The organism is Psychrobacter sp. NZS113 (assembly GCF_015864825.1).
GTDB lineage: Bacteria > Pseudomonadota > Gammaproteobacteria > Pseudomonadales > Moraxellaceae > Psychrobacter.
In genome coordinates, this window is the sequence record NZ_JADYWL010000001.1 from 228,524 (window position 1) to 247,314 (window position 18,791).

General features: G+C 42.1%; 13 protein-coding genes. 12 read left to right on the forward strand and 1 reads right to left on the reverse strand.

Going from position 1 to position 18,791, the window contains the following annotated elements:
• Positions 1–82: 82 nt before the first annotated feature.
• Both I6E61_RS01010 and I6E61_RS01015 read left to right on the forward strand, forming a co-directional pair.
• Positions 83–616, forward strand: coding sequence for a type IV secretion protein Rhs (locus I6E61_RS01010; protein WP_227685643.1), 534 nt, complete (start codon positions 83–85; stop codon positions 614–616).
• Between the two features lie 265 nt (positions 617–881).
• Positions 882–1,871, forward strand: a complete 990-nt coding sequence (locus tag I6E61_RS01015) for a hypothetical protein (RefSeq protein WP_197128673.1) — start codon at positions 882–884, stop codon at positions 1,869–1,871.
• Positions 1,872–1,958: 87 nt separating this feature from the next.
• Here the strand turns inward: I6E61_RS01015 and gltA are convergent, their stop codons facing one another.
• Positions 1,959–3,239, reverse strand: coding sequence for a citrate synthase (gene gltA / locus I6E61_RS01020; RefSeq protein ID WP_197128675.1), 1,281 nt, complete (start codon positions 3,237–3,239; stop codon positions 1,959–1,961).
• A 1,083-nt stretch (positions 3,240–4,322) separates the two neighbouring features.
• Here gltA and sdhC point away from each other — a divergent pair.
• The 10 genes from sdhC (at position 4,323) to galE (ending at position 18,482) form a co-directional block, all read left to right on the forward strand.
• Positions 4,323–4,709 (forward strand): succinate dehydrogenase, cytochrome b556 subunit, encoded by a 387-nt coding sequence (gene sdhC / locus I6E61_RS01025; RefSeq protein WP_197128677.1) that lies wholly within the window; start codon positions 4,323–4,325, stop codon positions 4,707–4,709.
• Positions 4,710–4,729: 20 nt separating this feature from the next.
• Entirely contained in the window at positions 4,730–5,116 is a 387-nt protein-coding gene (sdhD, locus tag I6E61_RS01030) for a succinate dehydrogenase, hydrophobic membrane anchor protein (protein WP_227686587.1), read from the forward strand.
• 352 nt (positions 5,117–5,468) lie between these two features.
• Positions 5,469–7,319, forward strand: a complete 1,851-nt coding sequence (sdhA, locus tag I6E61_RS01035; RefSeq protein WP_194363423.1) for a succinate dehydrogenase flavoprotein subunit — start codon at positions 5,469–5,471, stop codon at positions 7,317–7,319.
• Positions 7,320–7,531: 212 nt separating this feature from the next.
• Positions 7,532–8,242 carry a succinate dehydrogenase iron-sulfur subunit gene (locus I6E61_RS01040; protein WP_194196177.1) on the forward strand — a complete coding sequence of 237 codons (711 nt, stop codon included), beginning with the start codon at positions 7,532–7,534 and terminating at the stop codon, positions 8,240–8,242.
• A 789-nt stretch (positions 8,243–9,031) separates the two neighbouring features.
• The gene (locus I6E61_RS01045; protein ID WP_197128679.1) at positions 9,032–11,917 is read left to right on the forward strand and encodes a 2-oxoglutarate dehydrogenase E1 component; all 2,886 of its coding nucleotides are present in this window, start codon (positions 9,032–9,034) and stop codon (positions 11,915–11,917) included.
• 153 nt (positions 11,918–12,070) lie between these two features.
• Positions 12,071–13,297, forward strand: coding sequence for a 2-oxoglutarate dehydrogenase complex dihydrolipoyllysine-residue succinyltransferase (gene odhB, locus I6E61_RS01050; RefSeq protein ID WP_110922032.1), 1,227 nt, complete (start codon positions 12,071–12,073; stop codon positions 13,295–13,297).
• A 221-nt stretch (positions 13,298–13,518) separates the two neighbouring features.
• Positions 13,519–14,973, forward strand: coding sequence for a dihydrolipoyl dehydrogenase (gene lpdA, locus I6E61_RS01055; RefSeq protein ID WP_197128681.1), 1,455 nt, complete (start codon positions 13,519–13,521; stop codon positions 14,971–14,973).
• Between the two features lie 152 nt (positions 14,974–15,125).
• The gene (gene sucC, locus I6E61_RS01060) at positions 15,126–16,292 is read left to right on the forward strand and encodes an ADP-forming succinate--CoA ligase subunit beta (protein ID WP_197128689.1); all 1,167 of its coding nucleotides are present in this window, start codon (positions 15,126–15,128) and stop codon (positions 16,290–16,292) included.
• A 149-nt stretch (positions 16,293–16,441) separates the two neighbouring features.
• Positions 16,442–17,317 carry a succinate--CoA ligase subunit alpha gene (sucD, locus tag I6E61_RS01065; protein ID WP_110922029.1) on the forward strand — a complete coding sequence of 292 codons (876 nt, stop codon included), beginning with the start codon at positions 16,442–16,444 and terminating at the stop codon, positions 17,315–17,317.
• Between the two features lie 97 nt (positions 17,318–17,414).
• Complete coding sequence (gene galE, locus I6E61_RS01070; RefSeq protein ID WP_197128691.1) at positions 17,415–18,482, forward strand: UDP-glucose 4-epimerase GalE; 1,068 nt, start codon at positions 17,415–17,417, stop codon at positions 18,480–18,482.
• The last annotated feature ends 309 nt before the right edge of the window (positions 18,483–18,791 follow it).

Here is an 18,791-nt window from a genome sequence, read left to right on the forward strand (position 1 = left end):
TATCGATGAGCAGTATTAATATGACTGGTTAACCAAGCATGATTTATTAGAAGTTGCCTATCAAGCATAAGGTATTACAGTGATGAAGTCTCAATCGATATTTAAGCGTTTTTCGAATCGATATTTATATGGCGGCGCACAGCAGAAATCACGAATACTCACCGTCAGTGAATTAGCACTGGCACGCTCAGTATTCGGTAACAGTATCAACCTTGATGAGGTTCAGCTTAAGACTGCTTGGTGGGTGCTAAAAAATTATGCTGTTAGTCCTAATGGCAATATTTATTTTAATCCCGCAGATTGGATTACAGATTTTAGCGACGCTTCATTGAGCAAGCAAAGTTGGCTCATACATGAGCTGACTCATGTATGGCAGTTACAGCAGGGTTTAAAAGTAGTGCGTGGTGCAGTTATCGATCGTCGTTATGATTATATGCTTGAGGTAGGGAAACCCTTTTTTAAGTATGGTATCGAGCAGCAAGCACGCATGGTACAGGATTACTTTATTCTTCATCGGCGCGGGCAAGACTGCCAAGCTTTGGAAGCCTGTATTCCGTTTTTGGTCACAAGCTCTATCGACGAAACAAAAAATACAGATAGCTCGTTCACAATTTAATTTTCTTATAGAGACAAATAGTGACTATAGCTGATTCAATTTAAAAGTAGTACAAGGCAACCGAATGCAGATGTATATTTAATACTTCAAGTGAGGTCAAAGCAGTGATACTTTTATAGTGGAATGACTATATGATAAGAATTAGTATAAAGCATGCTTTGTGCTTTACAAGGTCACGATAACTCTGAGAAAAGTAAATTAGCAAAGGATTGCTAGGATAACTATAGCTTTTAATATTTGTGCTTCAACAAGGATATTTACACTCATGTTTAAATTTTTGCCAGTAAAGCTCGCTCTGAGTGCTAGCCATAAAGCGAACAACCGTTTGGCTTATGATAACTCTCTAAGTGAGAGTGTTCAGCCACGCCGCTCGTCCTCAACATTGCTGGCAGCAACACTGACTGGCATAATTTTATTGACAGGTTGTCAGCAGCAGTCAGAGACACAGCCTGTAGTTGATGCTAGTCAGACCAGTGATCCAGAAACTTTTAAAGACAGTGAGCCCATGGCGCAAAGCGAAGCAGCCGCTGCTCGTATAGAGCAATTCCAGCCTATTTACGTCACACAGATGCAAGGGTTACAGCGCCGCTTACAAGCAGAGTATGAGTCACTACAGGCTGCTGATACCTCAGAAAATGCAGACTCGCTACTTGGTACTGATATCAAGCCTGCTGACACTGACGATATCATTGATGGCAGTGATAAAAATGCAGCTGGTATCACGCCTTCAATCACAGCATCTACTAATTCGACAGATACTGCTACTACTACTACCGCCGTAGATAGTGATAGTGACTCTACTGCCGATATCAATACCAGTACAGAAGTAGGCGAGCGTGATCTGACCGTCTTAAAACGTATCAGTCTCGAGCCACGCAAACCGACTATGATGACCGAAGATCAAATCATTGACAGTTATCAGCAAGCGATGGATGCCCTTTATCAGCCTGTGACGTCTCCGCTTAATGCAGAAGATATCAATACTTTAATTAATATAGCGACATTGGCGCCACAGTTGTTTGAAAGCGCAGAAATTGCTGGGAGAGTCAGTGCAAAGAGTCCAGCGCTGGCACGGTTGATAATACAGCATCAAGTTTGGGAGCAAATAGAAGCTCAACAAGTCATTGATATGCAGCAGATGAAAATTGATCAACAAAAAGAGTTTGAGTCGCTTATGTCTAAGTTCAACGAAACGATTGAAGGATATGATGAACAGATTGCCAAGTATGAACAGACATTAGAATCGTTTAAATAAATATTTTTAGCAATTAAGACAATTTTTACTCAATAAAAAATCCCGCACAATGGCGGGATTTTTTTATTAGTTAAAGACCGTACTTAATTATTTACGGTTTTCAACTTTAACGAAGTCACGATGCGTTTCGCCCGTGTATAACTGGCGTGGGCGACCGATTTTGAACGGTGCGCTGTGCATTTCTAACCAATGGCTGATCCAACCAGAAGTACGAGCTAATGCAAAGATTACGGTAAACATTGACGTTGGGATACCGATGGCTTTTAAGATGATACCAGAGTAAAAATCAACGTTTGGATACAGGTTACGCTCAACGAAGAACGGGTCTTCTAAAGCAATTTTCTCTAACGCCATAGCCAATTCAAGTTTAGGATCGTTGATGCCAAGAGCAGCAAGTACTTCATCACAAGTTTCTTTCATTACTTGTGCGCGTGGGTCGAAGTTTTTATAAACACGGTGACCAAAGCCCATTAGCTTCACTTCACGGCTCTTCACTTTTTCCATGAATGCAGGTACGTTTTCAACTGAACCGATTTCGTCTAGCATCTCAAGAACAGCTTCGTTCGCGCCGCCATGTGATGGACCCCAAAGGGCTGCGATACCAGCAGCGATACAGGCATAAGGGTTTGCACCAGTAGAACCAGCCAAACGTACAGTAGACGTTGACGCGTTTTGCTCATGGTCAGCATGCAAAGTAAAGATTTTGTCCATTGCACGAGTGATAACGTCGTTGGTTTTATAATCAATATCAGCAGGCGTAGCAAACATCATGTACAAGAAGTTTTCTGCGTAGTTAAAGTCGTTACGCGGATACATGAACGGTTCGCCTTGTGAGTATTTATAACTCATCGCAGCAAGTGTCGGCATTTTAGCAATCAGACGGATAGCCGTGATTTCACGATGGTCTTCGTTGCTGACGTCTAGGTCTTCATGATAAAACGCTGATAAGGCACCAACGACACCAACCATAATGGCCATTGGATGCGCGTCACGGCGGAAGCCTTCAAAGAACTTGCGCAATTGGTCATGAACACCCGTATGCTTACGGATTTTTTCAAAGAAATCAGCTTTTTGCTCAGCGTTCGGTAGGTCGCCATGAATCAGTGCATAAGCAACTTCTAAGTATTCAGCGTTGTTTGCTAACTGATCGATAGGGTAGCCGCGGTGTAATAGCTCGCCTTTACCACCATCAATATAAGTAATCTTTGATTCGACAGGGGCGGTTACTTTAAAACCAGGGTCATAAGACCAAAAGCCTGAGTCTTGTAGAGCAGCAATATCGATAACTGGGCGCCCTAAAGTACCTTTGATGATAGGAAGTTCGTACTCTTCACCATTTACGGTTAGTTTGGCATTAGTGTCAGCCATAAATTGCTCTCCATTGTTTTAGCTTGTTAGAATAAAATTATTGCAGACGCATACCCTCGCGTCATCGATTATTACAGGCGCATACCCTTGCGCCATCATCAGTTAAATGCTTGAAATACATATAACTCATTTAATACGCAGAGTATATTAGCAGCAATTACTTATGATTTGAAAAGACTTTTACCGTCGATGTTGTCAATTAGTATGGTTTCGACGTGTTTATTCACTGTAATTTTTGTATCAAAATATGTCTGATAAGTAATTTGTCTTTTAAACCCCTTTTTTATAGAAAGTAATGATTATCATTAACGTTATAATATTAAAGCGTTTTTAGCAAGATTATAAGTTTAACGGTTCAGTCATATTAACTATAAAACAGACAGAGTATGAACAAACGACCATTTGATTTGAATTTATGGCTCGTTGGGGCTGGGTAATACTAATGAATTAATATTGCAAATAGCCAGCTTTTTGTTAATTAATCTCTAATAACCAATATTTAGGGGATAAATTTGTAATTAGCGCCCAGTCATTTTATAATTGGAGGGATTTAACTGGCACTAGCTTTGCGCATATTGAGCGATCATCTTAGTGGAATAATCAGTGAAGCATTGCTTTACTCATATTTTGTTACGATTGGACGACCAGTTTATAGACCAAAACCTAGCTTATCGTTTGAATATTCTTGTTAACTGTTCTATTTTTAGATAGCCAACAGTGAAGTTTACCTTAATAAATTGATCGTATAGAGATGACACAATGGCGTTATCTTTTTTTGTTAATGGGAATCAGTAAAAATAGAATAGTTAATCGATTGATCCCATGCTTCGTACTTATTGTCATAACGTAAATTGTCATAACGTAAGTAGAAGGCTCGTTAATAAAGGGTGTATCAATTCAACGAGTCAGGTTTGATAGTCTATAATGATCGTATAAGACATATTTGCCTTTTAACTTTAGCGCAAATTAAACTACGTCAGCTAGCCCTTCCTTACTTTATTCGTCTCATGTGTTGCTCGTCGCTGTTGTATAGCATTTATACAAAGCGTGGATAGCAGATACAGGAGTATAACCGCAAAAAGGATGCCCGCTGTGAAAAGCAACCGACCTATTGATCTGCCTTTAAGCCAAGTGATTAGCGTTAATCGCTCACCGATTGCAATTGCCTCAATTTTGCATCGTATATCTGGCATTATTTTATTCTTACTTATTCCTGTCATGTTGTGGTTATTACAGAATTCTTTGGCGTCGCCTGAGAGTTTTGCAACCGTATTTGACAACGTACTCGTGCGCTTTTTAGCATGGATATTTGTTGCCGCGATCGCTTATCACTTTGTGATGGGCATCAAGCACTTATTTGCTGATATGGGCATGAACGAAGAGCTGAAATCTGGACGTGCCGCTTCTAATATCAGTTTTGTGATTGCAGCGATTCTAATTGTCGCGTCATTTGTATGGGTGATGTTCTAATGATTAAAAATGATTCAGGAATAAAAAGTGCTACTGGTCTGACCGGCTCAGGCTCACGTGATTGGATTATCCAGCGTATCAGCGCTGTTGTTTTAGCCGTTTATAGTGTGGTGTTGCTGGGTTTCTTTTTGACCCATGGCGACGTCACTTATCTTGAGTGGTCATCATTCATGACTAGCTTGCCTATGCGTTTATTTAGCTTAGTAGCCGTACTTGCGCTAGCAGGTCATGCTTGGGTTGGAATGTGGACAGTGTTTACTGATTACATTACTACTGGCAAATTAGGCTCAAGCGCAGCAGGTTTACGTTTAGTGCTACAGTCATTGATGATTATCGCTATTTTAGTATTTCTATTTTGGGGTATCATGATTTTTTGGGGTAGTGGCTTCAGTGTTGTTGCCGTTTAACCAATAATTTATACCTTTACTATCTATAAATAATAACGGATGCACTTAGCAGCACTATTGGCTGCTGAATGACTCCAAAGCCGTCCGTTATAGCCGATAATAGTCATAGCATTGGGCAGTTTCTGACTTAAGCAGTCATTTAAAGATAGCTGAGTTAATTTGAAAGTAAACGAAATTAGCCCAATATAACGATAGATATGCAAATTAAGTGGTTAAAGGTTGTTTGCGTCACCGTCTTAAATAATTGCGTTCAATGGCCGAATAAATATGACATTTGGTCCTGCAATAAGATGACGATTAATACAGCTTTTTTATTTAATTCTAAGCATTAACAGGCATTAGGAAAACCGTAATGGCAACTAGACAAGATAATACCATTAGTAATATTAAGACCCTCAACTACGATGCAGTCATCGTTGGTGGTGGCGGCTCAGGTATGCGTGCTTCACTACATTTGGCTGAAGCAGGTATGAAGGTTGCAGTCCTTACCAAAGTATTCCCAACGCGTTCGCACACAGTTGCGGCGCAGGGTGGTATCGGTGCAAGTTTGGGTAACATGAGTAACGATAACTGGCACTTTCACTTTTATGATACCGTCAAAGGGTCAGATTGGTTAGGTGATCAAGACGCTATCGAATATATGTGCCGTGAAGCGCCAAAAGTCGTCTATGAGCTTGAGCACATGGGCATGCCGTTTGACCGCAATGAGGATGGCACGATTTATCAGCGTCCGTTTGGTGGTCATACGTCTAACTATGGCGAAAAAGCCGTTCAACGTGCTTGTGCTGCTGCTGACCGTACAGGCCATGCGTTGCTACATACGTTATATCAAAAAAACCTAGAGCAAGGTACTGAGTTTTTCATCGAGTGGATTGCTCTAGATTTGATCAAAGATGAAGCTGGTAACATTAATGGCGTCATCGCACTTGAGCAAGAGACCGGTACTATTGCTGTATTCCAGTCACCAATTACTGTCCTAGCGACAGGTGGTGCAGGCCGTATCTTTGCGGCTTCCACCAATGCTTATATCAATACTGGTGACGGTATTGGCATGGCGGTTCGTGCAGGTATTCCATTACAAGATATGGAATTCTGGCAGTTCCACCCGACGGGCGTTCATGGTGCAGGCGTACTATTGACCGAGGGTTGCCGTGGAGAAGGCGCTATCTTGCGTAATAAAGATGGCGAAGCATTCATGGAGCGTTATGCGCCAACCGTAAAAGACTTGGCACCACGTGATCTAGTATCACGCTCTATGGATCAAGAAATCAAAGAAGGCCGTGGTTGTGGTCCTAATGCCGACCATATCGTTATGGATATGACGCATTTGGGTGTTGAAACTATCATGAAGCGTCTGCCATCAGTATTCGAGATTGGCAAAAACTTCGCCAACGTAGACATCACTAAAGAGCCGATTCCAGTTATCCCAACCATTCACTATATGATGGGCGGTATTCCAACAACGATTCATGGTCAAGTAATCACGCCTGATCTAGAAGCGGGCACGGATGAAGACGGTTTGTATGCTAACGGCACTGTCGTTAAAGGTCTTTACGCTATCGGCGAATGTGCTTGTGTCAGTGTCCATGGTGCCAACCGGCTAGGTACGAACTCACTACTTGATCTATTGGTATTCGGCCGTGCTGCTGGTAAGCATATCGTTGATGAATTCCATCACGCTGACCATAACTACAAGCCACTTGATCCTCGTGTGCTTGATTACACTATGCGTCGTTTGGACAAGTTGCAGCAGTCTACTGAAGGTTACAATGCTCAAGACGTCGCTGATGAGATTCGTGCAGCTATGCAGATGCATGCTAGCGTATTCCGTACCCAAGCAATGATGGACGAAGGCGTTGAGAAAATTTTAGCGCTAGGCGACAAAATTGACCAGATTCATTTGGCTGATAAATCACAAGTCTTTAACACTGCGCGTATCGAAGCTTTCGAAGTTGCCAACTTGTATGAAGTGGCCAAAGCGACGATGATCTCAGCAGCGATGCGTCATGAAAGTCGCGGCGCCCACAGTGTCTCTGACTACGATCGTCCAGAAGATGATGACTATGCACCAAACGGCCGTAATGACCACGATTGGATGAAGCATACCTTATGGTATTCTGAAGGCAACCGCATTATTTATAAGCCAGTTCGCAAAGTTCCATTGACGGTTGATTATATCGAGCCAAAAGTTCGCGTCTATTAATCTTAGATGTTGCGCCTGATATATAGCAGCAGCGTTAATGTTTTATCCTTTATTAATTTATTAAAAAGGTGACCGCCAGCTACATGCACCTGACAGCGCTAGCACACTATTAATCGGTATTTGATATTGTTTATCAGTATCGATTAATAGTTAGCGTTATCCTGTTGCAATCTTTGTATGCCCGCCATCACCTACGTGTGGAGTTTAGCATTATGAGCCGAGGTACTCGCACCATCGAAATCTATCGCTACGATCCTGATCTGGACGCAGCGCCACGCATGCAAACGTATACGGTTGAGTTGTTAGACTCAGATCGTATGTTGCTTGACGTGTTATTACGCCTAAAAAAGGAAGATGAAACACTGACCTTCCGTCGCTCTTGCCGTGAAGGCATCTGTGGCTCTGATGGCATGAACATCAATGGCAAAAATGGTCTAGCATGTCTAATCAACATGAATACTTTGCCAGAAAAAGTAACCGTCCGTCCGTTACCTGGACTGCCAGTTGTTCGTGATTTGGTCGTCGATATGAACCAATTCTACGAGCAATATGAAAAAGTGCATCCGTACTTAATCAATGATCAGCCAGCACCGCCAACAGAGCGCCTACAATCGCCTGAGCAGCGTGAAAAACTGAATGGTTTGTACGAATGTATCCTATGTGCTTGCTGTTCAACCAGCTGCCCATCATTCTGGTGGAACCCTGATAAGTTCTTAGGTCCATCAGCATTGTTGCATGCCTATCGCTTTGTCGCTGATAGCCGTGATGGGGATACTCAAGCACGTTTGGCTCGTTTGGACGATCCATTTAGCCTGTTCCGTTGCCGCGGTATCATGAACTGTGTATCAGTTTGTCCAAAAGGCCTGAATCCAACCAAAGCAATTGGTCATTTACGTAATATGTTGATTGACCAAGCCGGTTAATCGTTTATAATTGCATGGTTTTTTTGCAGATTATAGTACGAAAAACACCACCTAATATATTAGGTGGTGTTTTTTATGATTTAGGCTCTGAGAGAGAGTTTAGCTTTTCCTTAAGATGCAAATAAGCTGTAGCGATGAGGAAAACGACCGATAATCAAAGGTAAGGCTGTGCTAACAATACGTTGGCCGTATGTAAGAAAGCATGATATATGCACAAGCAATCTATATAATTGGCAGTAGTAAAAAGCATTCATCGAGAGATATTGGCCAAGTTAAATGCTAGAATAGTGCATAGTTGTATTGTTAGGATATTGTGAGGAGCAAATATCAGTTAGCGATAGTTTGCGTTACTGGTAATATACCAACAAGATATCCTATTGAGACAGAATAGGATCAATATGAGGTGCCTAAGGTGAGAATAGTTATTCATTACCTAAATACCTAGTATTGAACAAACAAACTATGGCCTAAAATATAGGCGTGCTACTCTATACAGCAGTGTATGTTTGGCTGAAAAGCTGTAATATGTCAGAATTAACAAAAAATTGTAGTGAAAATTCTCAGTCAAAATGTTGATATTTTATTGATTATTTTTCACCAACAAATTGGTTATGGCTAATAGTAGTATATATAAATTAATTTTGTGAAACGAGCCAGATAAGAAAACTGGACGTTCACAAATAATTGTATTTCTAATATAAACATTGCAGGCGACAGCACTTAACGTACGACAGATTACACAATAATAAGCACGATTCCATTCATTTATCTATCAAATAGACGATTATTATGAATAGTATAACTAAAGAAGCAAAAGGCTCGGGACATACAGAACTGGCCGCTGATAACGCCCAGTATATAGAAGCTCTTTATGAGCAATACCTGAATGATCCTAGTAGCGTCGATACCGAGTGGCAAACGTATTTTGCACAATACAAATCGCCAAATGATGCACCGCATAACGCTATCAAAGACCAGTTTTTATTGCTTGCTCGCAATCAAACTGCAGGTAAGATTAGCGACCAAGCGACCAGCTCAGCCTCCAATGCTTTAGTAGATGGTGGTAACCCAAAGAAAATGGGTGTACAGCAGCTGATTTCAGCCTATCGCCGCCGTGGTCATCGCCGTGCTAGTCTCGATCCATTAAATCTAGAATCACGTGCAGAAGTAGAAGATTTAACCCTCGCTTACCATAACCTTTCAGAAGCTGACCTTGATACCGTATTCCCTACCAATGATTTAAGTATCGCTAAAGACTCAGCACCTTTACGTGAAATCATTGAGATTATGGAGCGTGTTTATTGCCGCCACATTGGTGTCGAATACATGCACGTAACCACCAGTGTAGAAAAACGCTGGATGGAAAAATATCTAGAAAGCAACTTAGGTCATATCAAATTTGATACAGAAAAACGTATCTCTATTCTTAAGCGTCTTACAGCAGCTGAAGGCCTAGAAAAGTATTTAGCACGTAAATATACGGGTGTGAAACGTTTCGGTCTAGAAGGTGGTGAAAGCTTTATCCCTGCTATCAATGAAATCATCCAACGTGCCGGCAGTTATGGTACCAAAGAGATGGTCATTGGTATGGCTCACCGCGGACGCCTAAACCTATTAGTAAACATCTTAGGTAAAAACCCTGCGGACTTGTTTGACGAGTTTGATGGTAAAGTACAGCCAGAAAAAGGCTCAGGCGACGTTAAGTACCATAATGGTTTCTCATCTAATGTGATGACACCAGGTGGCGAAGCTCATTTGGCTTTGGCCTTTAACCCGTCACATCTTGAAATCGTTGCGCCAGTATTGCAAGGTTCAGTACGTGCCCGTCAGGTGCGTCGTAATGACCAACCTCTTTTAGATAATAAAGGTGGTAATTCAGTCCTACCAATCGTCATCCATGGTGATGCCGCTTTTGCTGGTCAGGGCGTGGTTCAAGAAACCTTCCAGATGTCACAAACCCGTGCTTATACCACTGGTGGTACCGTACATATTGTTATCAACAACCAAGTAGGCTTTACCACTAGCCGTCAAGAAGATGTTCGTTCAACTGAATATTGTACTGACGTGGCGAAAATGGTACATGCGCCTATCTTGCACGTGAACGGTGATGATCCAGAATCAGTCGTATTCGCAGCTCAATTGGCGTTAGATTATCGTCGTGAGTTTGAGAAAGACATCATCATTGATCTATTCTGCTATCGTCGTAATGGTCATAACGAAGCTGATGAACCATCAGCGACGCAGCCACTTATGTATGCTGTCATCAAAAAGCTACCAACCACTCGTACGCTTTATGCACAGCAGCTTATCAAAGACGGTATTCTGAATGCCGAGCAAGAAAAGCAGTATGAAGATGAATATCGCGAGTCTTTAGACCGTGGTGACTATGTTGCTAGCTCGTTGGTTAATGAGCCTAACGAAGAGCTGTTTGTAGATTGGGCGCCTTATCTGGGTCATGACTTGGTAGATGATTGGGATACCAGTGTCGATATCGAAGTCTTAAAAGGCTACGGACGCCGTATGGCCGAAATGCCAGAAGGTTACAAGCTACAACGTCAAGTTCAAAAAGTAGTCGAGCAACGCTTGGCCATGCAAACTGGCGAAGAGGCATTGAACTGGGGTGCCGCTGAAACATTGGCTTATGCTTCATTGGTTGATAACGATAAAGTATTGGTACGTATTACTGGTGAAGATGTAGGGCGTGGTACGTTCTCGCATCGTCATAGTGAAATATATAATATCAATGATGGCAGCATGTATGTGCCATTGGCTCATATGAGTGAAGACCAAGCTCGTTTTGCAACTTATAACTCATTGTTATCAGAAGAAGCAGTGCTAGCCTTTGAATATGGTTACGCAACGACTGTCCCTAACGCATTGGTCGTTTGGGAAGCGCAGTTTGGTGATTTCGTCAACGGTGCACAGGTTGTTATCGACCAATTTATTTCAAGTGGTGAAACCAAGTGGCAGCGTGTTTGTGGTCTGACTATGCTGTTACCGCATGGCTTTGAAGGTCAAGGCCCTGAGCATTCATCTGCGCGTCTTGAACGTTTCTTACAGCTATGTGCTGAAGACAACATGCAAGTCATCACGCCGACGACTCCAGCACAGATCTATCACGCACTACGTCGTCAAGCGGTACGTCCTATTCGTAAGCCGTTGATCGTTATGTCACCGAAGAGCTTGCTACGTCATAAATTAGCAACTTCAAATCTGGAAGAGCTTGCCAATGGTAAGTTTGAAACTGTCATTTCAGAGATGGACGATCACAACGCAGACAAAGTGACTCGTATGGTGCTATGTGGCGGCAAGGTTTATTATGACTTGCTTGAGCAGCGCCGCGCATTAGGTCTCGATCATGTGGTTATCGTTCGTATCGAACAGCTTTATCCGTTGCCAGAGCAGCGTTTAATGGCTGAGATTGAAAAATATAGCAACTTGGCTGAGATCGTATGGACGCAAGAAGAGCCGCTCAACCAAGGCGCTTGGTACTACCTAGCACCGCATATGTACCGTATTGTCGTACCGCATCCAACCAAGGCGAAAGTCATGGAGCCGGTGGCACGTCCTTCTAGTGCAGCACCTGCAACAGGTTCACCAAAATTACACGCTCAACAACAGCAAGCATTAATCGCTGGCGGTCTTGGTATCAGTGTTGATGAGTTGTCTAAGTAACAGATTATTGAATGCAAATGAATCAGGCGATAACAGTCAGTAAGCTGTAATAAAATCTAGATAGTATTATCTAAGATGGCTATACAAGATGTCACTGACTGTTTATCACGACTTAATAACAAATATGAATATCCAAATCTAAGGAGTATATCGATGGCTGATATCAAAGCCCCCGTTTTTCCAGAATCGGTTGCCGACGGTACAATCGTTGAGTGGCATGTTACTGAAGGTCAGCAAGTTAACCGTGATGACCTATTGGCTGAAATCGAAACTGATAAAGTCGTATTAGAAGTTGTGGCGCCTGACAACGGTGTTGTGACCAAAATCGTCAAGCAAGTTGATGATACTGTTTTGTCTGATGAGCTTATCGCTCAGTTTGAAGCGGGTGCAAGCGCCAGTGCAGATACTGCTACAGAAGCACCAGCAGAGCCAGCACAAGCAGCAGATGGCGGCGAGCCAGTACAAGCAGCTGCTAAAAGCGACAGCAATGATGCGGATCATAAAGACCAAAGCCCAGCAGTTCGCAAAGCAGCGAAAGAAAGCGGCGTAGATCCTAAAGAAGTTGAAGGCAGTGGTCGTGGCGGTCGTGTGACCAAAACTGACATGGCTAACCCAACACTAAAATCTGACAGCAGCATTAAGTCTGACAGCGGTCGTCCAGTTGCTGAATCAACGGGTGAGCGTACTGAAAAACGTGTTCCAATGACGCGTCTACGTAAAACAGTAGCGAATCGTCTATTGTCAGCATCACAAGATACTGCGATGCTAACAACGTTCAACGAAGTGAATATGAAGCCGTTGATGGACATGCGTGCTAAGTATAAAGACCAGTTCGAAAAACGTCATGGCGTACGTTTGGGCTTTATGTCATTGTTCGTAAAAGCAGCAACAGAAGCACTCAAACGCTTCCCAGCTGTAAATGCTTCATTAGATGGCGATGATATCGTTTATCATGGTTATTATGATATCGGTGTAGCAGTCTCTTCAGATCGCGGCTTGGTTGTTCCAGTATTACGTGATACAGATCGCATGAGCATGGCTGATGTCGAAAGCCGTATTCGTGAGCTTGGAGGCCTTGCTCAAAAAGGTAAACTTGGTCTGAATGACATGACTGGCGGTACTTTCACTATCTCAAACGGTGGTGTATTTGGTTCATTGATGTCTACACCTATTTTGAACCCACCACAAACTGCTATCCTAGGTATGCATGCTATCAATGACCGCCCAATGGCAGTTGATGGTAAAGTTGAAATCTTGCCGATGATGTATCTAGCCCTATCTTATGACCATCGTATGATTGATGGTAAAGAAGCAGTACAGTTCTTAGTAACCATCAAAGAATTGGTTGAAGATCCAGCCATGCTTCTACTAGACCTGTAAGCTTCTAAGCTTGTATTGGCAACCGCTGATACAAGCTTTTTAACTTTAGTCTAGACAGTGGTAATAGTTGTTTGTTAATAAATAAGAATGTTTCGCTGACATGGTGTATTAACCATTAAGCAGAAGCATACTGAGTAAAAACATCGCTTATTTATTAACGAGATAATCCTCAGTTAAATGATATTTACAATTAGAATGATAATTAAAAATAGGAACGTACTATGAAAGACAATTATGATTTAGTCGTCATCGGCGGCGGTCCTGGTGGTTATGAAGCCGCTATCCGTGCAGGTCAGTTAGGTATGAGCGTTGCTTGTATCGAAAAACGTGTTTATAAAGGTGAGCCAGCGCTTGGTGGTACTTGCTTGAACGTTGGTTGTATCCCATCAAAAGCATTGCTTGATAGCTCACATCGCTACGAAGCGACCAAGCACGATCTTGCTGAGCATGGTATCAGCACTAGCGACGTAGCCATCGATATCGAAAAAATGATTGCTCGTAAAGAAGGCATCGTTAAGCAATTGACTGGTGGTGTTGCCGCTTTGCTAAAAGGCAATGGTGTTGATTGGCTGCAAGGCTGGGGCACATTGGTTGACGGTAAAGGCGCTGACAAGCAAATCAAATTCACTGCACTTGCAGATGAAAGCGAAACCACAATCACTGCAAAAAACGTTATCTTAGCAGCAGGTTCTGTTCCTATCGATATCCCTGTGGCCAAAACTGACGGCGATCGTATCGTTGACTCTACTGGCGCACTTGATTTCACTGAAGTTCCTAAGCGTCTAGGCGTTATTGGTGCTGGTGTTATCGGTCTTGAGCTTGGTTCAGTATGGCGTCGTTTAGGTGCTGAAGTTGTTGTCTATGAAGCGCTTCCAAGTTTCTTAGCAGCTGCTGACAAAGACATCGCAAAAGAAGCTGGCAAAATGCTGAAGAAGCAAGGTCTTGATATCCGTGTTGATACCAAAGTAACCAATGCTGAAGTTAAAGGCGATCAAGTCGTCGTTACTAGCGATACTAAAGGCGAGTCATCTGAAGAAAGCTTCGACAAACTTATCGTTTGTGTAGGCCGCCGCGCATATTCTGAAAAATTACTTGGTGATGACAGTGGTATCACATTGACTGAACGTGGTCTTATCGACGTAAACGATCAGTGTAAAACTAACCTCGATGGCGTCTATGCTATCGGTGACTTAGTCCGTGGCCCTATGCTTGCGCATAAAGCAATGGAAGAGGGCATGATGGCTGTTGAGCGTATTCATGGCGAAAAAGCTCAGGTTAATTATGATACTATCATCAACGTCATTTATACGCATCCAGAAATCGCATGGGTTGGTTTAACTGAGCAGGAAGCTGAAGCAGCTGGCTATGAAGTTAAAACTGGTTCATTCAACTTAGCAGCTAACGGCCGTGCACTTGCTCAAAGTGAAGCGGAAGGCTCTGTGAAAGTTGTTGCTGATGCCAAAACAGATCGCTTGTTAGGTATGCATGCTATCTCTGCTGGTGCTGGTGATATCGTCCATCAAGGTATGATCGCGATGGAATTTGTTTCTAGTATTGAAGATCTGCAATTGATGACGTTTGCTCATCCAACTATTTCAGAAGCTGTGCATGAAGCTGCTCTGTCTGCTGATGGCCGTGCTATTCACGCCATTCAGCGCAAAAAGCGTAAGAAATAAGTAGTTAGTTTGATAAGTAATGACTTATAACCTGACTGTAGTGTCGCTGTCAAAGCTGTCGCTACAGTCATGAGTGCGCCAGACGGATGTCTAATATATATGCGCACTCATTTTCACTTTTTATTAATTGTAAAAAATAAAGGATACAATCAATGAATTTACATGAGTATCAAGCAAAAGAGCTATTAAAAAGCTATGGTTTGCCGATTCAAGAAGGCATCATCGCCCATAACGGCGACGAAGCTGCTGCTGCTTTTGATAAAACGCCAACTGACATTGCGGTTATTAAAGCGCAAGTACATGCTGGTGGTCGCGGTAAAGCTGGTGGTGTAAAGCTGGTTAAAACTCGTGAAGAAGCTAAGCAAGTTGCTGAAGAGCTTATCGGTACCAATTTGGTTACTTTCCAAACTGACGCTGATGGTCAACCAGTTAACTTCGTATTGGTTGCAGAAGACATGTATCCAGTACAAACTGAGCTATATCTTGGTGCAGTCGTTGATCGTGCGACTCGTCGCGTAACTTTCATGGCATCAACCGAAGGTGGTGTTGATATCGAAGAAGTTGCACACAGCACCCCAGAAAAAATCTTTAAAGTACATGTTGATCCTTTAGTTGGTCTAATGCCTTTCCAAGCGCGCGATGTGGCGTTCAAACTTGGTCTAGAAGGCAAGCAAATCAATCAGTTCGTTAAATTGATGACTGGCGCTTATAAAGCATTCGTTGAAAACGACTTTGCTCTAATGGAAATCAACCCATTAGCCGTTCGTGAAAATGGCGAAATCGTTTGTGTTGATGGCAAAATCGGTATCGATTCAAACGCACTATATCGTCTGCCTAAAATTGCAGCACTACAAGACAAAACTCAAGAAAACGAGCGTGAGCTTAAAGCTGCTGAGTTTGACCTAAACTATGTTGCTCTAGAAGGTAACATCGGTTGTATGGTTAACGGTGCTGGTCTTGCAATGGCGACCATGGATATCATCAAATTGTATGGCGGCAAGCCTGCTAACTTCTTGGACGTTGGCGGCGGCGCAACTAAAGATCGCGTTGTTGAAGCATTCAAGATCATTCTTGAAGACAGCAGCGTTGAAGGTGTTCTAATCAACATCTTCGGTGGTATCGTACGTTGTGACATGATTGCAGAAGCTATTATCGCTGCTGTTAAAGAAGTCGATGTACAAGTACCTGTGGTTGTACGTCTAGAAGGTAATAATGCTGAAAAAGGCTTACAAATTTTAGAAGAGTCTGGTCTTAAATTGACTACAGCTCAAGGCCTAGCAGATGCCGCTCAAAAAATTGTCGATGCTGTTAAAGCTTAAGTCTTTAATGATTGGTGTTTAGCAATAAATACTAAAGCATAGTAGTCAACGCGTGATAGTGGCTTTTATATAAAAATTGACCATTAACATTAAATAAAAATGGTGTTGAGAGTCGCTATTACAAGACAACCGAATACAAGGAATAAATAATGAGTGTATTAATCGATAAAGATACCAAAGTATTGGTACAAGGTTTCACTGGTAAAAATGGTACGTTCCACTCTGAGCAAGCGATCGAATACGGTACTAAAGTAGTCGGCGGCGTAACGCCAGGTAAAGGTGGTCAAACGCATCTAGGCCTACCAGTATTTAATACTATGGCAGAAGCTATGGAAGCCACTCAAGCTGATGCTTCTGTTATCTATGTACCTGCACCATTCGTACTAGATTCTATCGTTGAAGCAATCGATGCTGGCGTTAAGTTGATCGTTGTGATCACTGAAGGCGTACCAACTATCGATATGCTAAAAGCAAAACGCTATCTTGAAGAAGCTGGCGACGTGCGTCTAGTTGGTCCTAACTGCCCAGGCGTTATCACTCCAGGTCAGTGCAAAATCGGCATCATGCCGGGCCATATCCATCAGCCAGGTAAAGTGGGCATCATCTCACGCTCTGGTACTTTGACTTATGAAGCCGTAGCTCAGACAACTAAGCTTGGTTTTGGTCAGTCAACTTGTATCGGTATCGGTGGTGATCCTATCCCTGGTATGAACCAGATTGATGCATTGAAATTGTTCGAAGCTGATCCACAAACTGAAGCTATCATCCTAATCGGTGAGATCGGTGGTACTGCTGAAGAAGAAGCGGCTGCTTATATCAAAGACCATGTGACTAAACCAGTTGTTGGTTATATCGCTGGTGTTACGGCTCCAGAAGGCAAGCGTATGGGTCATGCTGGCGCTATCATCTCTGGTGGTCAAGGTACTGCTGAAGAGAAATTCAAAGCTTTTGAAGATGCTGGTATCGCTTATACGCGCGACCCGTCTAAGCTTGGTGAGAAGCTAAAAGAAGTTACTGGTTGGTAATATAGACATTAGTCTACAGTGTAACTACCAAAACTACATTGAAATAGCAGAAAGACACCCCTACAATGGGGTGTCTTTTTTTATCTTTGAAAACCTTATGAAGAACAAGATACTAGTCACTGGCGGTGCTGGATATATTGGTACACACACCTGTATTGCATTGCATGAAGCAGGTTATGATATCGTCATATACGATAACTTATCTAATAGTAGCTGTGCAGCGATCAAACGTGTCTCTACGCTAATTGGACAGCCTCTTGAATTTATCGAAGGTGACATCCGTGATGCTGAGACACTTAGACAAGCATTTGTTGACCATCAATTTTTTGGTGTGATTCATTTTTCTGGGTTGAAAGCGGTCGGAGAATCAGTTACTAAACCGTTACTATATTATAATAATAATGTTAGCGGCACTATAACCTTATTAGAAGTAATGAGACAATATAATGTCAAAAACCTAATATTTTCCTCATCTGCTACTGTTTACGGCGATCCTAAATTCTTACCAATTGATGAGAGTTCATCGCGCTCTTGTACCAATCCTTATGGACAAAGTAAACTTATAGTCGAATATATCCTAGAGGACTTAGCTTTATCGGATGACAGTTGGAACTTAATTGCTCTCAGATATTTTAATCCAGTAGGGGCGCATCCATCAGGACAGATTGGTGAAGATCCGAATGATATTCCTAATAATTTGATGCCCTATATTTCACAAGTAGCAGTTGGCAAGCTTGAAAAGCTCAGTATTTTTGGTAATGATTATCCTACCGTAGACGGAACAGGTGTGCGTGACTTTATTCATGTCACTGATTTAGCGCAAGGTCATGTTGCCGCATTGAATTATTTACAGCAACAAGTCGATTTACAAAGAAGCAACTCAAAACGAAGCAGTTCAAAATCTAGCTCAGTGGGGTTTTTACCTATTAACCTAGGAACAGGTAAAGGTACCTCTGTTTTAGAATTGGTGTCTGCATTTTCTAGTATATCCGGGCAGGCTATACCTTATCAGTTTACTTCCCGACGTGTTGGTGATATTGCCAGTTGCTACGCTAGTTCTGATAAGGCGAAAAATGTATTAGGCTGGGAAGCTAAGCTTTCTATTACTGAGATGTGTCAAGATACGTGGCGTTGGCAGAGCATAAATCCTACTGGCTATGATTAGTAAGTTTACTATCGATTAATACTATGTTTTAGGTAGTATGTTTTCTAATAGGGGACCAGCTTTTATCGTTCTTGATGGTTGAAACTATAGTATGATAGTACGATCTAGATTTTTAAGGATCAGGCATTTTTAAATAAGCATAGCTAATAACTTAAATAATATTTTTTACGTGTTATGTTTTCAAAACTGTTTTTTAAAATAATTACACTCATCATTTTTAATTTTAAATTTCTTATAATATTTATCAGGAGTTCCATTGTGTACTTCTTAGAATACTTTAATAATATTAAGAAACTATTCTTTTAACTA